Origin of the sequence: Yoonia sp. (assembly GCF_017854415.1) — a bacterium.
Lineage (GTDB): Bacteria > Pseudomonadota > Alphaproteobacteria > Rhodobacterales > Rhodobacteraceae > Yoonia.
Genome location: NZ_JAFMHR010000069.1, coordinates 1 through 16,533 on the forward strand (window position 1 = coordinate 1; position 16,533 = coordinate 16,533).

14 protein-coding genes and 2 pseudogenes are annotated in these 16,533 nt (G+C 53.3%); 12 read left to right on the plus strand and 4 right to left on the minus strand.

Features of this window, described 5'->3' with window-relative positions; all coding sequences use genetic code 11:
- Window positions 1-191: 191 nt before the first annotated feature.
- From QZ197_RS09280 to QZ197_RS09295, 4 genes and pseudogenes are all read right to left on the minus strand, one after another.
- Window positions 192-1,067: a lysophospholipid acyltransferase family protein gene (locus QZ197_RS09280; protein ID WP_296431625.1), complete on the minus strand. Its 876-nt coding sequence runs from the start codon at window positions 1,065-1,067 to the stop codon at window positions 192-194.
- 136 nt (window positions 1,068-1,203) lie between these two features.
- Window positions 1,204-2,223 (minus strand): annotated as a pseudogene (locus tag QZ197_RS09285) (IS30 family transposase); the annotation flags it as partial.
- A gap of 492 nt (window positions 2,224-2,715) precedes the next feature.
- The gene (locus tag QZ197_RS09290; protein ID WP_296431626.1) at window positions 2,716-3,726 is read right to left on the minus strand and encodes a substrate-binding domain-containing protein; all 1,011 of its coding nucleotides are present in this window, start codon (window positions 3,724-3,726) and stop codon (window positions 2,716-2,718) included.
- An 11-nt stretch (window positions 3,727-3,737) separates the two neighbouring features.
- Window positions 3,738-5,114 (minus strand): ROK family protein, encoded by a 1,377-nt coding sequence (locus tag QZ197_RS09295; protein WP_296431627.1) that lies wholly within the window; start codon window positions 5,112-5,114, stop codon window positions 3,738-3,740.
- A gap of 160 nt (window positions 5,115-5,274) precedes the next feature.
- Here QZ197_RS09295 and QZ197_RS09300 point away from each other — a divergent pair, with 160 nt between their 5' ends.
- The 12 genes and pseudogenes from QZ197_RS09300 to QZ197_RS09355 all read left to right on the plus strand — a co-directional run bounded on the left by QZ197_RS09300 (window position 5,275) and on the right by QZ197_RS09355 (window position 15,982).
- Complete coding sequence (locus QZ197_RS09300) at window positions 5,275-6,087, plus strand: sugar phosphate isomerase/epimerase family protein (RefSeq protein WP_296431628.1); 813 nt, start codon at window positions 5,275-5,277, stop codon at window positions 6,085-6,087.
- 49 nt (window positions 6,088-6,136) lie between these two features.
- On the plus strand, window positions 6,137-7,255 hold the full coding sequence (locus QZ197_RS09305) for a substrate-binding domain-containing protein (protein WP_296431629.1): 1,119 nt from the start codon (window positions 6,137-6,139) through the stop codon (window positions 7,253-7,255).
- Window positions 7,256-7,326: 71 nt separating this feature from the next.
- Window positions 7,327-8,490, plus strand: coding sequence for a Gfo/Idh/MocA family oxidoreductase (locus QZ197_RS09310; RefSeq protein WP_296431631.1), 1,164 nt, complete (start codon window positions 7,327-7,329; stop codon window positions 8,488-8,490).
- A complete protein-coding gene (locus QZ197_RS09315) occupies window positions 8,490-10,064 on the plus strand; it encodes a sugar ABC transporter ATP-binding protein (protein WP_296431634.1) in 1,575 nt (524 codons plus the stop codon). Before QZ197_RS09310 ends, QZ197_RS09315 begins: the two co-directional genes overlap by 1 nt.
- Window positions 10,051-11,019, plus strand: coding sequence for an ABC transporter permease (locus QZ197_RS09320; protein WP_296431635.1), 969 nt, complete (start codon window positions 10,051-10,053; stop codon window positions 11,017-11,019). The genes QZ197_RS09315 and QZ197_RS09320 overlap by 14 nt, the downstream gene beginning before the upstream one ends.
- A gap of 3 nt (window positions 11,020-11,022) precedes the next feature.
- Window positions 11,023-11,325: a putative quinol monooxygenase gene (locus tag QZ197_RS09325; protein ID WP_296431636.1), complete on the plus strand. Its 303-nt coding sequence runs from the start codon at window positions 11,023-11,025 to the stop codon at window positions 11,323-11,325.
- Window positions 11,325-12,380, plus strand: a complete 1,056-nt coding sequence (locus QZ197_RS09330) for a sugar phosphate isomerase/epimerase (RefSeq protein ID WP_296431637.1) — start codon at window positions 11,325-11,327, stop codon at window positions 12,378-12,380. Before QZ197_RS09325 ends, QZ197_RS09330 begins: the two co-directional genes overlap by 1 nt.
- Window positions 12,381-12,397: 17 nt before the next feature.
- On the plus strand, window positions 12,398-13,504 hold the full coding sequence (locus QZ197_RS09335) for a Gfo/Idh/MocA family oxidoreductase (RefSeq protein WP_296431641.1): 1,107 nt from the start codon (window positions 12,398-12,400) through the stop codon (window positions 13,502-13,504).
- A gap of 288 nt (window positions 13,505-13,792) precedes the next feature.
- The gene (locus QZ197_RS09340) at window positions 13,793-14,500 is read left to right on the plus strand and encodes an IS6 family transposase (RefSeq protein ID WP_296431638.1); all 708 of its coding nucleotides are present in this window, start codon (window positions 13,793-13,795) and stop codon (window positions 14,498-14,500) included.
- A gap of 54 nt (window positions 14,501-14,554) precedes the next feature.
- A pseudogene (locus QZ197_RS09345) lies at window positions 14,555-14,764 on the plus strand (ATP-binding protein); the annotation flags it as partial.
- Window positions 14,765-14,921: 157 nt separating this feature from the next.
- Window positions 14,922-15,245 carry a DNA methyltransferase gene (locus QZ197_RS09350; protein WP_296431639.1) on the plus strand — a complete coding sequence of 108 codons (324 nt, stop codon included), beginning with the start codon at window positions 14,922-14,924 and terminating at the stop codon, window positions 15,243-15,245.
- Complete coding sequence (locus tag QZ197_RS09355) at window positions 15,242-15,982, plus strand: DUF5681 domain-containing protein (RefSeq protein ID WP_296431640.1); 741 nt, start codon at window positions 15,242-15,244, stop codon at window positions 15,980-15,982. The genes QZ197_RS09350 and QZ197_RS09355 overlap by 4 nt, the downstream gene beginning before the upstream one ends.
- Window positions 15,983-16,533: the final 551 nt, after the last annotated feature.

Genomic DNA, 16,533 nt, shown 5'->3' on the forward strand with positions numbered 1-16,533 from the left:
ACAGGGCGCTGCATTTGGGGAAGTCGATGGCCACTCCGCGGATGAAGCAGTCAATCGCATTAGCTGACTCTGGTCTATTCTCCATAAGTTTTTACTTAATCTGATTTCGCCGCGGTCCTCACCGAAGTAGCATTCATCGCTGCTATGCCAAATAATAACTGCGGTTTGTAAGTCGCGGAATACGGCGGCGCTCAAGCCCCATCCCAACGCTTCAATAACCAATACCACTGTTCTGGATTTGCCAGAATACGGGCAGACAGACTGTCATTGAACGCACGGGTCATTGTGACGCTGTCGGTATGGGCGATCGGTGCTTCGAATATCACTTGGACCGCGTTTTCGTCATCAATGCGGATACCGTAGGCGGGGATCATGGGCAGGTCGTATTTGAGTGCAAGTTGGGCAGCAGAAATGGAGGTAAGGGCGTCAAGACCGAGAAACGGCAGGCGAATACCTTCTGGGTATTTTTCGTCCAGCAGGATGGACATAATCCCGCCACTTCGAAGGTGACGCACAAGGGCCATCGTGCCGGCGCGGCCTGTTGAGAGGATTGGTTTTCCGCCCGCCTCGATACCCGCGCGAATTCGACGCGCGTAGTGTGGGTTCTTGTGGGTGCGAATAATGGCCCCACTTTCCATGCCGTTCTGTCTGAGAACGGCGCGAATTGCTTCCCACTGGCCGAAGTGGCCAGAAACAATGATCGCCCCTTTGTCGGTTGCCTGCGCCTCTTTTAGGGCGTCTAGTCCAGGACCAGAGACCCTGAACTTGTGGTTCTGGGTCTGAAATTCCGCGTCGTGATATAGTTCGAACAGAGTTCGCCCCATATGCTTGCCCATGCTTTGACCTAGCTTGGCGCGTGCGCCACGGGTCATGTTTGGGAAGACGCGCCTCGCTTCGCGGTCAAAACTGCGCCTCGCAGGCGGAAACCAACGCATGACCGCGGCAAAAGTTGTCCCAAGGCTGCGTGACCGAACATCGAAAGACCGCCATTGCGAAACGGCCAACGCCGACCACAAAGGAAAGTATCTGGCGCGGTGGACAAAGGATTTCAGAGATACGGTCGACATGACGTTATATCACTGGTTTTCTGGAATAAACCAATCGGAAAATTATTGGGCCATCTTTGGCGCCGAAATTCCCCGCACACTACCTCAAGATGTTGCGGCGAAAATCAAATGCAAACCGTTGCTTTCGGCGGCGACCTCAACCGGTCGATGCAACACACTCAGCGAACTTCTCTGCTGGAGTTTGATATTGCAAGGTCTTGCGAGGACGTTCGTTAAGTTGCCTTGCAATTGCGCTGAGCTTTGCCTGAGAATGGACGGATAAGTCGGTTCCTCTTGGCAAATACTGCCTCAAAAGCCGGTTGGTGTTCTCGTTTGATCCACGTTGCCACGGTGACTGCGGGTCGCAGAAGTAGACATCAACATCCGTGGCCAGCGTGAAGCGCGGATGATCTGCTAGCTCTTTGCCACGATCCCAGGTCAGCGATTTGTAAAGTTCTCGCGGCAGCTTCTGAGCCGACTTGATCAGCGCAGTGACGACGCTTTCAGTGTCCTTGTTCGCGACTTTCACCAACATCACGTATCGTGAATGCCGCTCGACCAGGGTCGCGATATAGCTGTTCTTCGATCCGCCAATCAGGTCGCCTTCCCAGTGACCCGGAACAGCGCGATCCTCGACGGATGCAGGCCTTTCGCTGATGGACACAGCATCTTTAATCTGGCCATTACCGTTGCGCTTCAGGCTGGCGTGCTGGGAACGCCTGACTGTGCGTTTTGCGCGCAAGTGCGCCAGCAGCTCCTTTTTGAGAACGCCACGTGCCTGTATATAAAGGCTTCGATAGATAGTCTCGTGTGACACCTGTTTGTGCACCTCCCCCGGGAACGCCCGCTTGAGCCAACCCGCAACCTGCTCGGGAGACCACTTGCGCCCTAGCTTTGCTGATACTGCGCGGGCCAATGTCGGGTGACAAGCCAGCTTGCATATCTTTGGACGCAGAGCTCGGTTCCAAGCAGCCTGATCTGACCCAGACGCACGATAGCCGACTGATCCGCCATTGCGCCGCACCTCCCGGCTGATCGTTGAGGGTGCACGTCTCAACTGGCGTGCAATCGCACGCAAGGATTGCTTGGCACTCAGCCCGCGGGATATCTCTTCGCGCTCAGAGAGGCTCAATGCAGAACTGCCGCGCCTGCGATCCGGCGGCCGTATCCCGCCCGTATGGTCGCGTGAGACGAAGTAATCAGCCTCCGGCAAACAAGGGGCGGTTCAAGATGAGCGGACTGCCATGAAAGCATCGAAGTCCGCGGAGCAGTAGAAAATGTTCATTCGCAGGCAGGATGAAGAGGCTGTGACAATTGCGGAAGCTTTCCGAAAGGCTGGATCTCTCGCATGAGTATGAGATGCTGGCATGCCGCGGGACGTCAATGAAGTAGGCTTTGAGGTCGGCCCAGAAACTGGAGTTAGTTGACATGATTGGAGCTGATTGGCGGTTCAACAAGGCCACTTCCGCCGACGTCTACTTCGGCCGCGTTAATGCCGTTCTGAGACAATGGGAAAGGACCAAACGAAACGGCCCTTACAATCCGCGCGGAGGCACTCAGCATTGGGTTGGAAAAGCCCTCCCGCCTTCGAATGGAAGGTCGCTTAGACGAGCACTAGGGGCGGCACAAAAACGCGACAGGTCCAGTTCTTGGACAATTGCCACTACACTCATTTTGATTGTAAAAGGTCGAGCCGGATTAAAATGTCGCGAGGCGCAGGCTTGCGCCAGATGGCCTGATAACTTTCAATGACATTTGATCGAGAGACAATCAAGCCAGGCAAGGCAACCCAATCCGGGCATGGGCGGTCAAGCAATGTCGTGATTGTAGTGCGGGCGACGGCCTCACCTTGCTGAAAAGGGCGCTGGCCTGCAATCCCAATCACAGGTCCCCCTTTTGCAAGACTTTCTGTCACCTCTTGCCCTAGATCCACCGTTGTGATGGGCATATCTGGGTTCCGTTTTGAAACTGCCCGGACGACGTCAATGCAGGGGCTATCCCAGACCACGAACAGCCCTGCAATTTCCGAGTGATCGTTGATGAGCTGGACAGCTTCGTGGCCGGCGCCGTCAATGGTTGAAAACCTCGCTGTTTTCACCGCGACATCAGGACGGTTGACCTCCATCCAACGACTAAAAGCGATTTCGCGTTCATTCGTGGCAAAGAAATCTGCATCATAAGCAAGCATCCCGGCAGAAGCGCCTAGCGGTAAGCGGGCAGACAGAAGTTCGGCTGCAATTTTGCCCAACCCAAAGTTGTCAGCCGAAACAAGAGAGACATAGTCTTTGCCCGGAAGCATCCCAGTGGGGACATTGTCAATCAAAACGAGTTTTATGCCTGCGCCCGAGATCGCAAGGTGGGCCTTTGTTACGGTCGTATTGTTTACGGGAAGCGAAATAATTGCGTCAGGATTTTCGCCCTGCAAGCGGCCCAATGCATCAATTTGCGCTTCGGATGAAAAGTTGCAATCCACCACATCAATGACGATCGCACCGCATTCACCCAATGTTCCAATGATGCCCTGCACGACATGCTTGGCCCAGTCGCTTTCAAGAGTGTGCATGACGATTGCGACGCGTAACTTTTTTGCACGTGCCGCAGTTTTGTCCTGCGGTAAAAGGGTAACCCGCTCTGGTGGAGAAGCGCGTTCACCGTGTGGTCCAAGTCCAACTATTGTCATACTAGGTTCCTTCAACTGCTTGGTGGGGCTTGGGGCCCGTCGTCGGATTGCTGCGTAATAGAATTCAAAGTTTCTAGACCATATACAAAGTCCGGGTGCTGGGTCGGAGATCCTAACAATATCCAGTCTTTCAAGAAGACCGGATCAAAAAGCGCGGAAACAGCGATGCAAGCCGCACCTAAAAGCGCGGCGGAATTGCCCATTTGCGATCGCAGGATGCGCAGATCTCGGGTAACTAGCGGATGAGATGCGCCATAAACGGCTTCACGTACGCTTGCGAGCAAGATGTCATTCGTCTGAGCAATCGACCCAGCGAAGACGATAAGTTGCGGATTCAGCATATTGGCAAGGATTGCCACGACGCCGCCAATGAGTCGACCGCTCTGCACGACGATCTCTGTACTCACGGGATCGCCCATTTGTGCCGCCTGACAAACCTCAATAGCCGTTATATCTGCTCCACGTTCAAGCCATTCAGCCAGATAGGCGCTTTCCCCAGATTGTGCGGCCTTGATGCCTTGCGCCTTGATCATACTTGCCCCGGCCATAGCATCGAGTGATCCAGTGGCGTTGCCAGATGTCACTGGCAATTGCCCAATCAGACCAACGGCGCCAGCAGCACCGTGGTAGGGTTGGCCGTTGCTGACCAGACCGGCGCCAATTCGCTGTCCGACTTTGACAAATAGCATGGTTTGTTGACCTATCCCAGCACCACCATGCAATTCCCCCATCGTCATTGTCTCAACGTTAGAATGCATCCAGACGGGGGCCTTAAATCGCTGCATTAGTGTTTCGACAAGACCGCTATTGTCCCAATTAGGAAGGAAGTTGGGGGTTTCGAGCAAAAACGGGATGTTGGGATCGGTGAGAACCGGGCCGGGTACGGAAATGGAAATACCCCACAAATTGGGAGTTTTGGGTTGCCGCGTCATCAGCCAATTAATCAAGGCGCAGATACGGTCCGCAGTTAAGGTCTGATCCGCGATGTTGATTGCTTCGTGATGTTCCATAAGTAGCTTGCCGTCTAGGTCGGCAAGGCCGACGCCGATGGCGGATTGGTCAAGCGTGACAACAACAAGTAGGGCGTGATCTTTTGTGAATTGGACGAGGCGAGGCGCCCGACCACCTGTCGCTACGCCTGTTTCTCTTTCGTTGAGCAAACCCAATTCCGAAAGAATCGCAAGTCTGTCGGCAATAATAGCCCGCCCATATTCGCTGACGCGCTCTAGTTCCTGACGGGTTGTCGCTTCGCTCAAACGCACATGATTCAGCACAGCGACAAGGCTTGCTGTAGCCGCTTCGCTGTTGCGCGGCCGTCCTTTTCCCCTTTGGCGATTCGGTACTGATTTGTCTATGGGCACGAAATTTTGGTTCTCTTGGATGATCAATTACAACAATAGTCCCCGCAGATTTACGAGGCAAGTTCTAACTTTTGCAGATAAAATGCAGAAGTTAGATAACATTTGCATAAAAAGCGTTGACTAAAGTTGAAATTATAACTTATCAATTAGGTCGAACGGCGTTGCTTGCCGGATTTAGGAGGACGACATGGATGATTGGAAGCTGGCGTATCAAGCAAATTGCTGGGGCGATCTTGGCGGCAATGCGGAGGGGGTGACCTCGATCTCTCAGCTTAGCTATCGTACATTTGGCGATATGGACCGAGCGTGCGCGGAGATCGCTTCCGCAGGTTATACGGGCGTTGAATTGTTTGACGGCAACCTGCTCGACTACAGTGTTGCCGATTTTCGCGCCTTGCTCGCAAACAACGGCTTATCTTTGGTTGCCGCTTATTCCGGCGCCAACTTCATTTTCGATGACATTCTGCCTGAGGAGCTGGCGCGCATCACGCGCGCTGCCGACCGCGCCGCGGAACTAGATGCCCCGCATTTGGTCGTTGGCGGTGGCGCTAAGCGTTTTGATGGTGTTCGCGATACGGACTATGACAAATTGGGGGCAGCTCTTGATCGCGTGAAGTCATTGGCTGAGGACCGTAATCTTACTGCGCATTACCATCCACATCTGTCGACAATCGTCGAAGGCCCAGAAGAGGTGCGCCGCATCTTTCGTCTGACTACAATAGACTTTTGTCCAGACACAGCACACTTGGCCGCGGCTGGTGGTGATCCAGCGCAGATAATCCGCGAGTTCGCTGATCGTATTTCCTATGTCCACCTCAAAGGTTTCCAGAAAGAGCCTTTTGCATTCACACCACTTGATCGCGGTGACGTGCCTACCGACGAAATTATTGCAGCTATGCGCGAAACGAATTTTGCCGGCTGGGTCTGCACTGAACTTGATGCTTGGGAAGACCCTGCTGATGGGGCGCGTTCCAGCATGGACTATTTAAACCGAGCCTAATTGGCTGGTATCAACCGGGGTACGCCCCAACCTTCTGGGAGGAAGAACTATGATTACGCTTCGAAATATATTGGGATCCGCCGCCGCTTTGGCGCTGGCAGTGACCGCTGCGCCTGCAGTAGCTGATCCATCCGCCGCTTTGGCGGCACTGCAGGAAACAGTCCTGTCCAAAGGCCCAAGCGGAGAAGATCCGAGTCTTGCAGCAGACTTAATGCTCAGCGAAACAGAAATTGATCAGATCAAAGCGATGAATGCGACCGCGGCCATCGTGATGCACTATGGCGGCAATGACTGGTCGCGCGCACAGATCGAAGGTCTTAAGTTCCAATTCGGGGAACTGGGGATCGAGGTGATTGCCGTTACAGACGCTGGCTTCAAACCTGAAAAGCAAGTGGCAGATATTGAAACAGTAATGGTCCTACAGCCCGACATTATCGTTTCCGTTCCAACAGACCCATCGGCAACAGCTGTCGCCTATATGGCCGCAGCGGCGGCTGGTGTTCAAATTGTATTCATGGAAAACACTCCTCCGGGCATGACGGCAGGCGTGGACTACGTTTCGGTGGTATCGGCTGACAACTATGGCAACGGTGTTGCTTCAGCTCACCTTATGGCACAGGCATTAGGTGACGATGGTGGTCAGATAGGTCTCGTTTTCCATGCGGCCGATTTTTTTGTGACACGGCAACGCTATGAAGCGTTTAAAGCTACAATCACTGAGAACTACCCCAACATCGAGATTGTAGCAGAGCAAGGCATCGGCGGACCGGATTTCTCTGGCGACGCAGATAAAGCAGCTTCTGCTATGCTGGTGTCGAATGCCGACCTCGATGGTATCTGGGCAGTTTGGGATGTTCCGGCTGAGGGCGTTATCTCGGCAGCTCGCGTTGCCGGCCGCGACGACTTGGTCATCACAACCATTGACCTCGGTGAAAACGTTGCGATCAGTATGGCGCAGGGCGGCTTCATCAAGGGTCTGGGCGCACAGCGGCCTTTCGACCAAGGTGTTGCCGAAGCGATGCTTGCAGGCTACGGCCTGTTGGGCAAAGAAGCCCCTGCATTCGTCGCGGTTCCTGCTCTTCCGGTGACCAAAGACAACCTGCTCGAAGCATGGGAGACGGTATACCGCTCCGAAGCGACGCAAAACATTCAAAACAGCATGAACTGACTTTGCAACGGTCCTGCGGCAGTTCTCCCGCCGCAGGACCTCTTTACACATTCTATTGACGGAGCATACCGATGACTAAAACACTAAACGTTGCACTAATTGGCGGCGGCTTCATGGGCAAGGCACATGCCATGGCATATGCAGCGATGCCAATGTTTTTTTGGCCTGCCCCCGCAATCCCGCACCGGAAGGTGGTGGTCGATTTAACCGAAGGAGCCGCTCAAGAAGCGCGCGACCGTTTCGGTTTTGACGAAGCATCAAGTGACTGGAAAGCGATCGTCAACCGTGCTGACATCGACATTGTGGATATTTGCACCCCAAACAATTCGCACGCTGAAATCGCGATCGAAGCGTTGAAAGCTGGCAAACATGTAATTTGCGAAAAGCCTCTTGCCGGGACGCTTGAGGACTCTGTCGCAATGGCGGAGGCCGCCCGCGCATCCACCGGCACATCAATGGTCGCCTTTAACTATCGCCGGACACCCGCTGTAGCTCTTGCCAAGAAGTTCATTGATGAAGGCAAAATCGGCGACGTAATCAACTTTCGCGGCACTTATTTGCAAGACTGGTCCGCAGATCCAAATGGGCCGCTATCCTGGCGCTTTCAAAAGAAAATCGCAGGGTCGGGCGCTATCGGCGATATCGGCACCCATGTTGTTGATATGGCGCACTATCTTGTTGGCCCCATAGACACCGTGCAAGCTATTACATCGACCTACGTCAAAACCCGCCCGATACAACAAGGCGGCGTCGACAAACTGGGGGCATCCGACAAATCTGCAGATGCTGAACGCGCCGAAGTTGATGTTGATGATGAAGTCATATCGATGGTGCGCTTTAAATCTGGCGCTGTTGGCAGTATTGAGGCTAGCCGCAACGCATGGGGTCGCAATAACTTCATTACGTTGGAAATCCACGGCACGAAAGGCTCGATCCTGTTCAACTACGAACGCCGGGATGAATTACAAGTTATGTTCGCCGATGATCCGGCTAATTCACGAGGCTTCCGTACCATCTATACAGGTCCTGCCCATCCCTATGGTGAAGGCCTTTGGCCGATCCCTGCACTGGGCATAGGCTACGGCGAGACCAAGATCATCGAGTGTTATGATTTCTGCAAAGCGATCATTGATGGTTCTCAGCCTTCGCCAAATTTTGAAGAGGCGCTCTTAACTGAAAAGGTCGCCGATGCCCTCATCCGATCGGGTAAAACAAGCGCTTGGGAGAAGGTATAATGTCAACCGTTGCCGTCCGCATGACAGGCATTTCAAAAAACTTTGGCGGTGTCAAAGCCTTGGAAAATGTCAACTTTGAAGTTTTGGCAGGAGAAGTCCATGCACTTTTGGGCGGCAACGGTGCCGGAAAATCAACGATCCTGAAGGTTCTCAACGGCGTGCACGTACCGTCAGCCGGCACAATCGAGGTAGTGGGTGTACCACTCACTATTCATACACCCGAAGCCTCTCGCGCTGCAGGGATTGCGATGAATTATCAAGAGATGAGCTTGGTCCCGACGCTAACAGTGGCTCAAAACGTTTTCTTGACACGCGAGGCGAAGTCAGGCGGGCTAATCGACGATAAAGAGGCAGAGCGCAAAGCCGCCGAACTCTTTGCAATGCTCGGAGTAGACGTTGATCCGCGCGCAATTGTCGATGATCTTGGTGCAGGGCAAAAGCAACTGACTGAAATCGCCAAAGCTATTTCCCAAAACGCACGCATACTCGTGCTTGACGAACCATCCACCGCCTTGGCGGTATCTGATGTAGATCGGCTGTTCACCTTCCTGCGCAAACTAAAGAAGCAAGGTGTTGCGATCATATATGTAAGCCATCGAATGGACGAAATTGCCCGCATCGCTGATCGTGCTACGATTTTGCGCGACGGTAAGCATGTCATTACAGCTGATATCGGTGACCTGCCAATAGATACGATGATTGAACATATCGTCGGCAAACGGTCCCTTGGCCTTGCTGATATAGAGCGGAGCGATGCAGTTCGCGGTGATATCGGGCTGGAGCTGCGCAACGTGTCGGGCCGTAACAAACCCGATAATATCTCGCTCACGATCCACAAAGGTGAAGTCGTGGGGTTAGCTGGCCTCCTCGGCTCGGGCCGCACATCGCTCGCGAAACTTGTTGCAGGGATTGAACCACTGGTTTCTGGTGAAATTCGCATCAACGACCGACCTGTTCGCTTTCGCCGTCCCGGTGACGCAATCGCAGCGGGTGTGGCACTTGTACCCGAAGCTCGCGCGACGCAAGGCATCATCGCATCCCATTCAGTTTCCGACAACTTAACACTTGCTGCGCTGGATGATCTTTCAAAGGCAGGCTTTGTAATCGCCGCTAAGGCGCGCGCAGCGACGGACGCCCAAATTGAGCGACTATCGATCAAAACAGCTGGCCGCGATCATGCTGTTAGCACGCTTTCGGGCGGCAATCAGCAAAAGGTCGTCATTGGCAAATGGTTGGCGGTTGACCCGGATGTGCTTGTGCTGGACGAACCAACAGCAGGCATCGACATCGGGTCAAAGTCCGAAATTATCAGACTAGTGCGTGAGCTGGCCGCGAGCGGCAAAGCAATTCTGATGATTTCCTCGGAATTGTCGGAGCTTTTGACTGCCTGCGATCGGATTGTCGTAATGGCGGACGGACACGCCTATGATGATTTTCCCCGCGCCGCGCTGGATGATCCAGCTGAGGCAAATACTGACATCACACACCGCTTACAGGCCGCCGAACGGCGGCTGCAAATTGCTATTCAAGAAGCCCTCGCTGCAGGGCAGGAGGTTTCCCATGCCCAACACTGACACAACCCAAGCCGCTGGCGTGCTCGGCGCCTTTCTAAGAGATTGGCGCCAAAATATCATCTATATCGGATTTATTGCGATCTTTGTGGTCTTTGCGCTGACGCTGAATGACAGAGGGTTTCTGAACCCAAACAATCTGCTCAACATTATCCGCCAGACAGCGATGATCGCGGTGATGGCGATCGCAATGACTTTCGTGTTATCTGCAGGTGAAATTGACCTGTCTGTTGGTGCTGTCGCGGGCCTCGCCAGTGTCACAGTCGCCATGGCGATTGCCGTTGCTGGACCATTTGCAGGGATTCTTGCGGGCCTTGCGACAGGCATTGCTATTGGCACTTTTAACGGCTGGCTGACCACAAAAATCGGTATACCTTCGTTCTTAACGACGCTCGCAATGATGGGCATTGCCAAAGGTATCGCGATGTGGATTTCTGGCACATCCGCTATTCCGATCTTGTCACAAAGCTATGCCTGGTGGTTTGGCGGCGGCTCCATCGGGCCCATTCCGGTATTGCTGTTTTGGATTTTGATTTTTGGTGCAGTCGGTCACGTCGTTTTACGCCGCACCGGTTTTGGTCGCAGGGTGCTCGCAACAGGTGGTGGCGAGCAAGCCGCTGCCTATTCCGGCATCAACACCGCCAAGATCAAGTTTCGGGTTCTGGTCATCTCATCTACTGCGGCAGCTTTGGCAGGGATGTTTTATGCGGGTCGCCTGCAATCGGGCCGGTTCCAGCTAGGCGAAGGAGACGAGCTATCAGTTATCGCCGCTGCTGTGCTGGGCGGAACCTCGCTTTTCGGCGGTAAAGGAACCGTTATAGGCACCATCGTTGGCGCGCTCATGATTGGCCTTATTAACAACGGGTTAATTCTGATGGGGCTGGAGTTTAGTCAACAACTGATCGCACGCGGTGGTATCATTATTCTTGCAGTTGCGCTTAGCCAGAAAAAGGCATGAAAAATGAAACATGTTACTATTATAGGTACCGTAACTGCCAAGCCAGAAACACGCGAGGAACTGCATGCGCTTTTGTCCGCGCAGGTTGAGCCAACTCGCAAAGAAGATGGTTGCATCAACTATGATTTCCATGTCGATGCAGATGACCCGTGCGTTTTTGTTTTCTATGAAAACTGGAGATCTCAAGAAGATCTGGACGCCCATTTGAGAATGCCGCATCTTGAGCCGTTGTTTTCGCAAATTGATAGGCTCTTGGCCTGTCCCGTAAGTATCCGTTGCATTGCAATGCTTAGCGAGATCGAGTGATGGAGGGGCAAATCAAAGGACCTGCTATTTTTCTTGCCCAATTCTCCAGCGATGGTGCGCCATTCGATTCACTGGCGGGCATCACTTCTTGGGCGTCTGAACTTGGATACAAAGGCGTTCAGATCCCAACATTCGACAAACGGATTTTCGACCTGGATAAAGCGGCGGAAAGTGCTTCCTATTGTGATGAAGTGAAAGGCATATGCACGGATTCTGGAGTGCAGATCACTGAATTAAGCACACATCTTCAAGGTCAGCTTGTTGCTGTGAACCCGGCCTACGATATCGCATTCGATGCTTTTGCACCGGCAGAGTGTCACCGCAATCCAGAGAAACGCCAGGCTTGGGCAGTTGACCAGATGATGAAGGCAGCAGTCGTGAGCGAACGTCTGGGCCTGTCAAATACGGTCAGTTTTTCCGGTAGCCTTGCTTTTCCGTTCCTTTACCCATGGCCTCAGCGACCAGAGGGTCTGATCGAAGAGGCCTTCTCAGAGCTGGGCCGACGCTGGAAACCCATCCTCGACCATTATGCGGACCACGGTCAAAAGATAGCCTTTGAAATCCACCCCGGAGAGGATGTCTTCGACGGTGCGACGTGGGAAATGTTTCTCGATGCCTGCGATCAGCATGAAGCTGCGAGGATCAACTACGATCCAAGCCATTTTTTGCTCCAGCAGATGGATTATGTCGCTTTTATCGACCTCTATCATGACAGGATTAGCGCCTTTCATGTTAAAGATGCTGAATTCAATCCCGATGGCCGGCAAGGCGTTTATTCGGGCTATCAACCCTGGGTAAACCGGGCTGGGCGCTTTCGAAGCCTTGGCGACGGTCAGGTAGATTTTGAAGCAATCTTCTCCAAGTTGACCCAATACGGCTATGACGGCTGGGCGGTACTCGAATGGGAATGCTGTCTGAAATCACCGACACAGGGCGCTGCAGAGGGGGCCCCGTTCATTAAGCGGCACCTGATCGAGACAACCGAGAAGGCCTTTGACGACTTTGCAGGCAGCGTGCGCGATGATGGAGCAATCAGGGAGATGTTGGGCCTGTGAAACGCTTAAAGCTTGGGATGGTTGGAGGCGGCTATGGCGCATTTATCGGTGGCGTGCACCGCATAGCCAGCCGTATTGATGACCGATTTGAATTGGTCGCGGGCGCATTGTCATCGAATGCGGATCGCGCAGCCAAAAGTGCGGCAGATTTGGGCATAGCACCCGACCGTTCGTATTCGGATTATAGCATCATGGCGAAAACGGAAGCTGATCGCAGCGATGGCATCGATGTTGTTTCGATTGTTACCCCGAACCACATGCACGCAGCGCCGGTTATTGCTTTCCTAAGGGCCGGTGTCAGCGTGATCTGTGACAAGCCACTCTGCGCGACCCTTGCGGAAGCAGACGAGATTGCAAGGGTCGTGAACTCTTCAAGCGCACATTTTGTTCTGACCCATAATTACACGGGCTATCCATTGGTCCGACAGGCTCGCAGGATGATCGCCAATGGTGAATTAGGAGTGATCCGCGTAGCCCAGATTGAATACGCGCAGGATTGGTTGGCAAAAAGCATTGAAAATGATGGGCAGAAACAAGCGGCTTGGCGCACAGACCCTGCCAAATCGGGCGGCGGCGGCGCCATTGGAGACATCGGAACACACGCTTTCAACCTGTTGGGATTTGTAACGGGGCTAAAAACTGAGGCCCTGAGCGCCGATCTGCACAGCTTTGGTGAGGGCCGTAAAGTGGATGACAACGCACATATTTTATTGCGGATGCAAGGCGGCGCTAAAGCAATGCTCTGGGCTTCCCAAATTGCTATTGGAAATGAAAACCGAGTGCGCCTGCGTATATACGGTGAAAAGGGCGGGCTTGAATGGGACCAGGAGAACCCCAATGTCATGTCCCTGACGGCTCACGGCGAGGCCAGAAGAATCCTCACGTGTGGTGGCGCGGGACTGGGGGATAGTGCTTCTGACTGGACACGCATTCCGTCAGGCCACCCAGAGGGTTATCTTGAAGGTTTCGCGAACATTTACAGTGGCGTGGCCGATCTGATCGAAGGCAAGAATAAAGGAGAACTGCTCCCTGGAATTGATGAGGGGCTTCAGGGTATGCTGTTCATTGATACTTGTCTCCGCTCGGCTGAAAACAACGGCGAATGGTTATCATTTGCGCTTTAGAAGCCCTGATCGGCATGAAGCTGAGTTTTGGGAGCACCTTGGGCGAACAATTGCGTCTTTCGGTTTTTTAAAAGAAATCTGAGTAAAGGCCATTTTTGCGTTTACTGCCACACGAGGCTATCGCGACGACGAGATAGACGGGGCATATGAGGCTTGGCTACCAAAGCTTGAGCGGGCGTTGACCGATCAACTCGTAAATTTTGGCTTGTCCATTTTCGGTGCCGAAAATCGGTGCTGTCAGAGGAAAACTTTGTTGAGCCGGTAAGGGCGGTGATTTAGTTTCACGGAATGACAAAACCCGACCCATTCAAGTACTTCAAGACGTCTCCCGAAATCATCCGCTTGGCGGTTATGATGTATGTGCGTTATCCACTTTCGCTTCGAAATGTGGAAGATCTGCTGCACGAACGCGGTATTGATATTTGCCATGAAACGGTCCGTTTCTGGTGGAACAGATTTGGCCCGCTGTTTGCGGCTGAAATCCGAAAGAAACGGGTTCTACAACGTCGTGCTCATTCGAACTGGCAATGGCATCTGGACGAGGCTTTTGTGAAGATCAATGGTGAAACGCATTACTTATGGCGGGCCATAGATCATGAAGGCGAGGTGCTTGAAAGCTATGTCACCAAGCGCCGCGACCGCAAAGCGGTGTTGAAATTTCTCAGAAAGACAATGAAGCGCTTTGGTCCGCCACATGTCATCGTGACCGATCTACTGCGGTCTTACGGCGCCGCGATGAAGGTCATTGGCAACGCAGACAAACAGGAAACGGGGCGCTGGCTCAACAACCGAGCCGAGAATTCACACCTGCCGTTTCGACGAAGAGAGCGAGCCATGTTGGGCTTCCGCCGAACGCGAAGTTTGCAAAAGTTCGTCTCCGTCCACGCCTCAGTTCACAATCATTTCAACCATGAACGTCACCTTTATTTACGTGCCAGTTTCAAGCTCAACCGCACCGCCGCTCTCACCCAGTGGCGTCAACTCGGTGCGGCATAGAGGGCGGCTTCATTGCCCTTGCAGAGACTGGTTCGCATTCGTCTGACAGCACCGACCAGCGTCATCATAACAACCAACCTCAGCTTCTCGGAATGGGCCCAGGTCTTCGGAGATGCAAAGATGACTACGGCGCTTTTGGATCGCCTCACACATCGTTGCCACATCCTGGAAACTGGCAACGACAGCTACCGCTTCAAAGCCAGCTCCGAGGCCGCAATAAAAACTCGAAAGGAAACGACCGCATTGACCAAAAATAGACGCTGATACATAAACAAAGTTGGGTCATATCTCGGTGAAAATACCGGGTCAGCTCTCAGTGAAAATCAACAGGGCACGATCAGATCACCAGCGTTGCCTCAACCAATATTGGCTTCAGGAAGCATGATACTGGGGGAAATGTCGGGTACCGGGTCAGTTCTCAGTGACATTCAACAATCTGGAACTGCACCCGACAGTAAAGCCTGTGGCACTGGTGGCCGACGCCATCAAAGATGTGACCCGTCGCGGTGACATTGTGTTGGATGGCTTTGGCGGTTCCGGCACAACGCTGATTGCGGCCGAACGCTGTGGCCGTATTGCCCGGCTTGTCGAACTTGATCCGATCTATTGCGACGTGATCTGCCGGCGCTACGCGGCTCTGACAGGTGAAGCAGCGGCTCTGGCGAAAACTGGCGAGAGTTTTGCGGACGTTTCTGAAAGGCGTGCTGATGAAGCCGTGGCGTCTGTAATGGAGGCGGCAGAATGAGCGATCAGTCCAAACACCTGGTGGGCTACATGAGCCCGCCGGAACACAACCGTTTCAAAAAAGGCAAATCCGGTAACCCCAGGGGTCGGCCTAAGAAGCAAGACGACATTTACACGCTCTTGCAGCGGGTTCTGAAACGCAAAGTTCAGCTGAAAGGTGCTGACCAGCAAATGCCGATCTGTGAGGCCATGATCCGCAAGCTGCGGGAACTGGCGCTTTCGGGTGACGCGCGCGCATTAAACCTGCAGCGGCGGATTCTGGACGAGGCAGGATGGAATCAGACGGAGAAACTTGACCCCGAAGAGAAGAAACAACGTGTGCTTAACTTAGACGCATCTGGGGTTGCTGCGCTGCTTGGTGTAGAGCCTGCATCAATCAACGATGAAGCATGCCAGATCACTGCACCTTTCCAGATGCGCAAACGCGGCGTTGAAACTAAACTCATCTTCAGCGAAGCACCGACAGGTCGTGACGAAAAACTTATCCGCAATATCGCAAAGGCGCATCACTGGTTCGCACAGATCAAATCTGGCAAAACCTTCACTGAGATCGCTGCCAGCGAGGGCGCATCCAAACGGCGCATTCAGCAAATGATTGATCTCGCCTTCCTTGCGCCAGACATCATCCGAGATGTGCTGGACGGCAAGCAGCCGGTTGGATTTACCTCCGACTGGTTCAAGCAACATGGACTGCCGTCGGACTGGGCCGCGCAACGCCAGTTGCTCGCGACGCTCTGATTCCATAATCGGGGATACTGTCTGGTCGCCTACATCAGACCCTGCCAGAAGCACATCAAACCAGCATCTTTGAGAAGCAACCTGCTACCGTGGAAACAGGGCACGCAGACTTTAAGCTAAAGCCGTCCCAGTTTGCTGAGGCTATGTCTTTAACTGCTCCTTCAAGGACCAAGATCGCAATACAAAGATGTTCGGCTGCAGGGGCGGGAGGATTTTGGAAAGCTTGTCTTATGTTTATTGCTTCCCACAAGACAAAGTCTACGGGCTCACCTGCAATACTGACATCGAGAACCCGGGAATAGTTGTTCCAAAGCCGCTCAATAATCGCATCGTGTTCTGGCCATGTCGCAAATGATTGATCAAGTGGAAATTGCGCGGGAGTATCCGAAACTCTGTGTATGGGGCTCAGCCCATGCGGTTTTGACGGGTCATTTATTGAACCGATCTGGGTATAGGATAGCGAACTGGTTTCGTGCGGCAACCCACTCTCTGACGGCTCTGCCTGTCTTCTCGAAACTGCGGATTGCCAGATAGATCAGTTTCATTGCAGC

Bases quoted from the DNA above. Each gene is read 5' to 3' on its own strand.
- QZ197_RS09330 (WP_296431637.1), top strand. From the start codon at position 11,325: ATGGAGGGGCAAATCAAAGGACCTGCTATTTTTCTTGCCCAATTCTCC.
- QZ197_RS09305 (WP_296431629.1), top strand. From the start codon at position 6,137: ATGATTACGCTTCGAAATATATTGGGATCCGCCGCCGCTTTGGCGCTG.
- QZ197_RS09320 (WP_296431635.1), top strand. From the start codon at position 10,051: ATGCCCAACACTGACACAACCCAAGCCGCTGGCGTGCTCGGCGCCTTT.
- QZ197_RS09325 (WP_296431636.1), top strand. From the start codon at position 11,023: ATGAAACATGTTACTATTATAGGTACCGTAACTGCCAAGCCAGAAACA.
- QZ197_RS09315 (WP_296431634.1), top strand. From the start codon at position 8,490: ATGTCAACCGTTGCCGTCCGCATGACAGGCATTTCAAAAAACTTTGGC.
- QZ197_RS09340 (WP_296431638.1), top strand. From the start codon at position 13,793: ATGACAAAACCCGACCCATTCAAGTACTTCAAGACGTCTCCCGAAATC.
- QZ197_RS09335 (WP_296431641.1), top strand. From the start codon at position 12,398: ATGGTTGGAGGCGGCTATGGCGCATTTATCGGTGGCGTGCACCGCATA.
- QZ197_RS09290 (WP_296431626.1), bottom strand. From the start codon at position 3,726: ATGACAATAGTTGGACTTGGACCACACGGTGAACGCGCTTCTCCACCA.
- QZ197_RS09300 (WP_296431628.1), top strand. From the start codon at position 5,275: ATGGATGATTGGAAGCTGGCGTATCAAGCAAATTGCTGGGGCGATCTT.
- QZ197_RS09280 (WP_296431625.1), bottom strand. From the start codon at position 1,067: ATGTCGACCGTATCTCTGAAATCCTTTGTCCACCGCGCCAGATACTTT.
- QZ197_RS09310 (WP_296431631.1), top strand. From the start codon at position 7,327: ATGACTAAAACACTAAACGTTGCACTAATTGGCGGCGGCTTCATGGGC.
- QZ197_RS09355 (WP_296431640.1), top strand. From the start codon at position 15,242: ATGAGCGATCAGTCCAAACACCTGGTGGGCTACATGAGCCCGCCGGAA.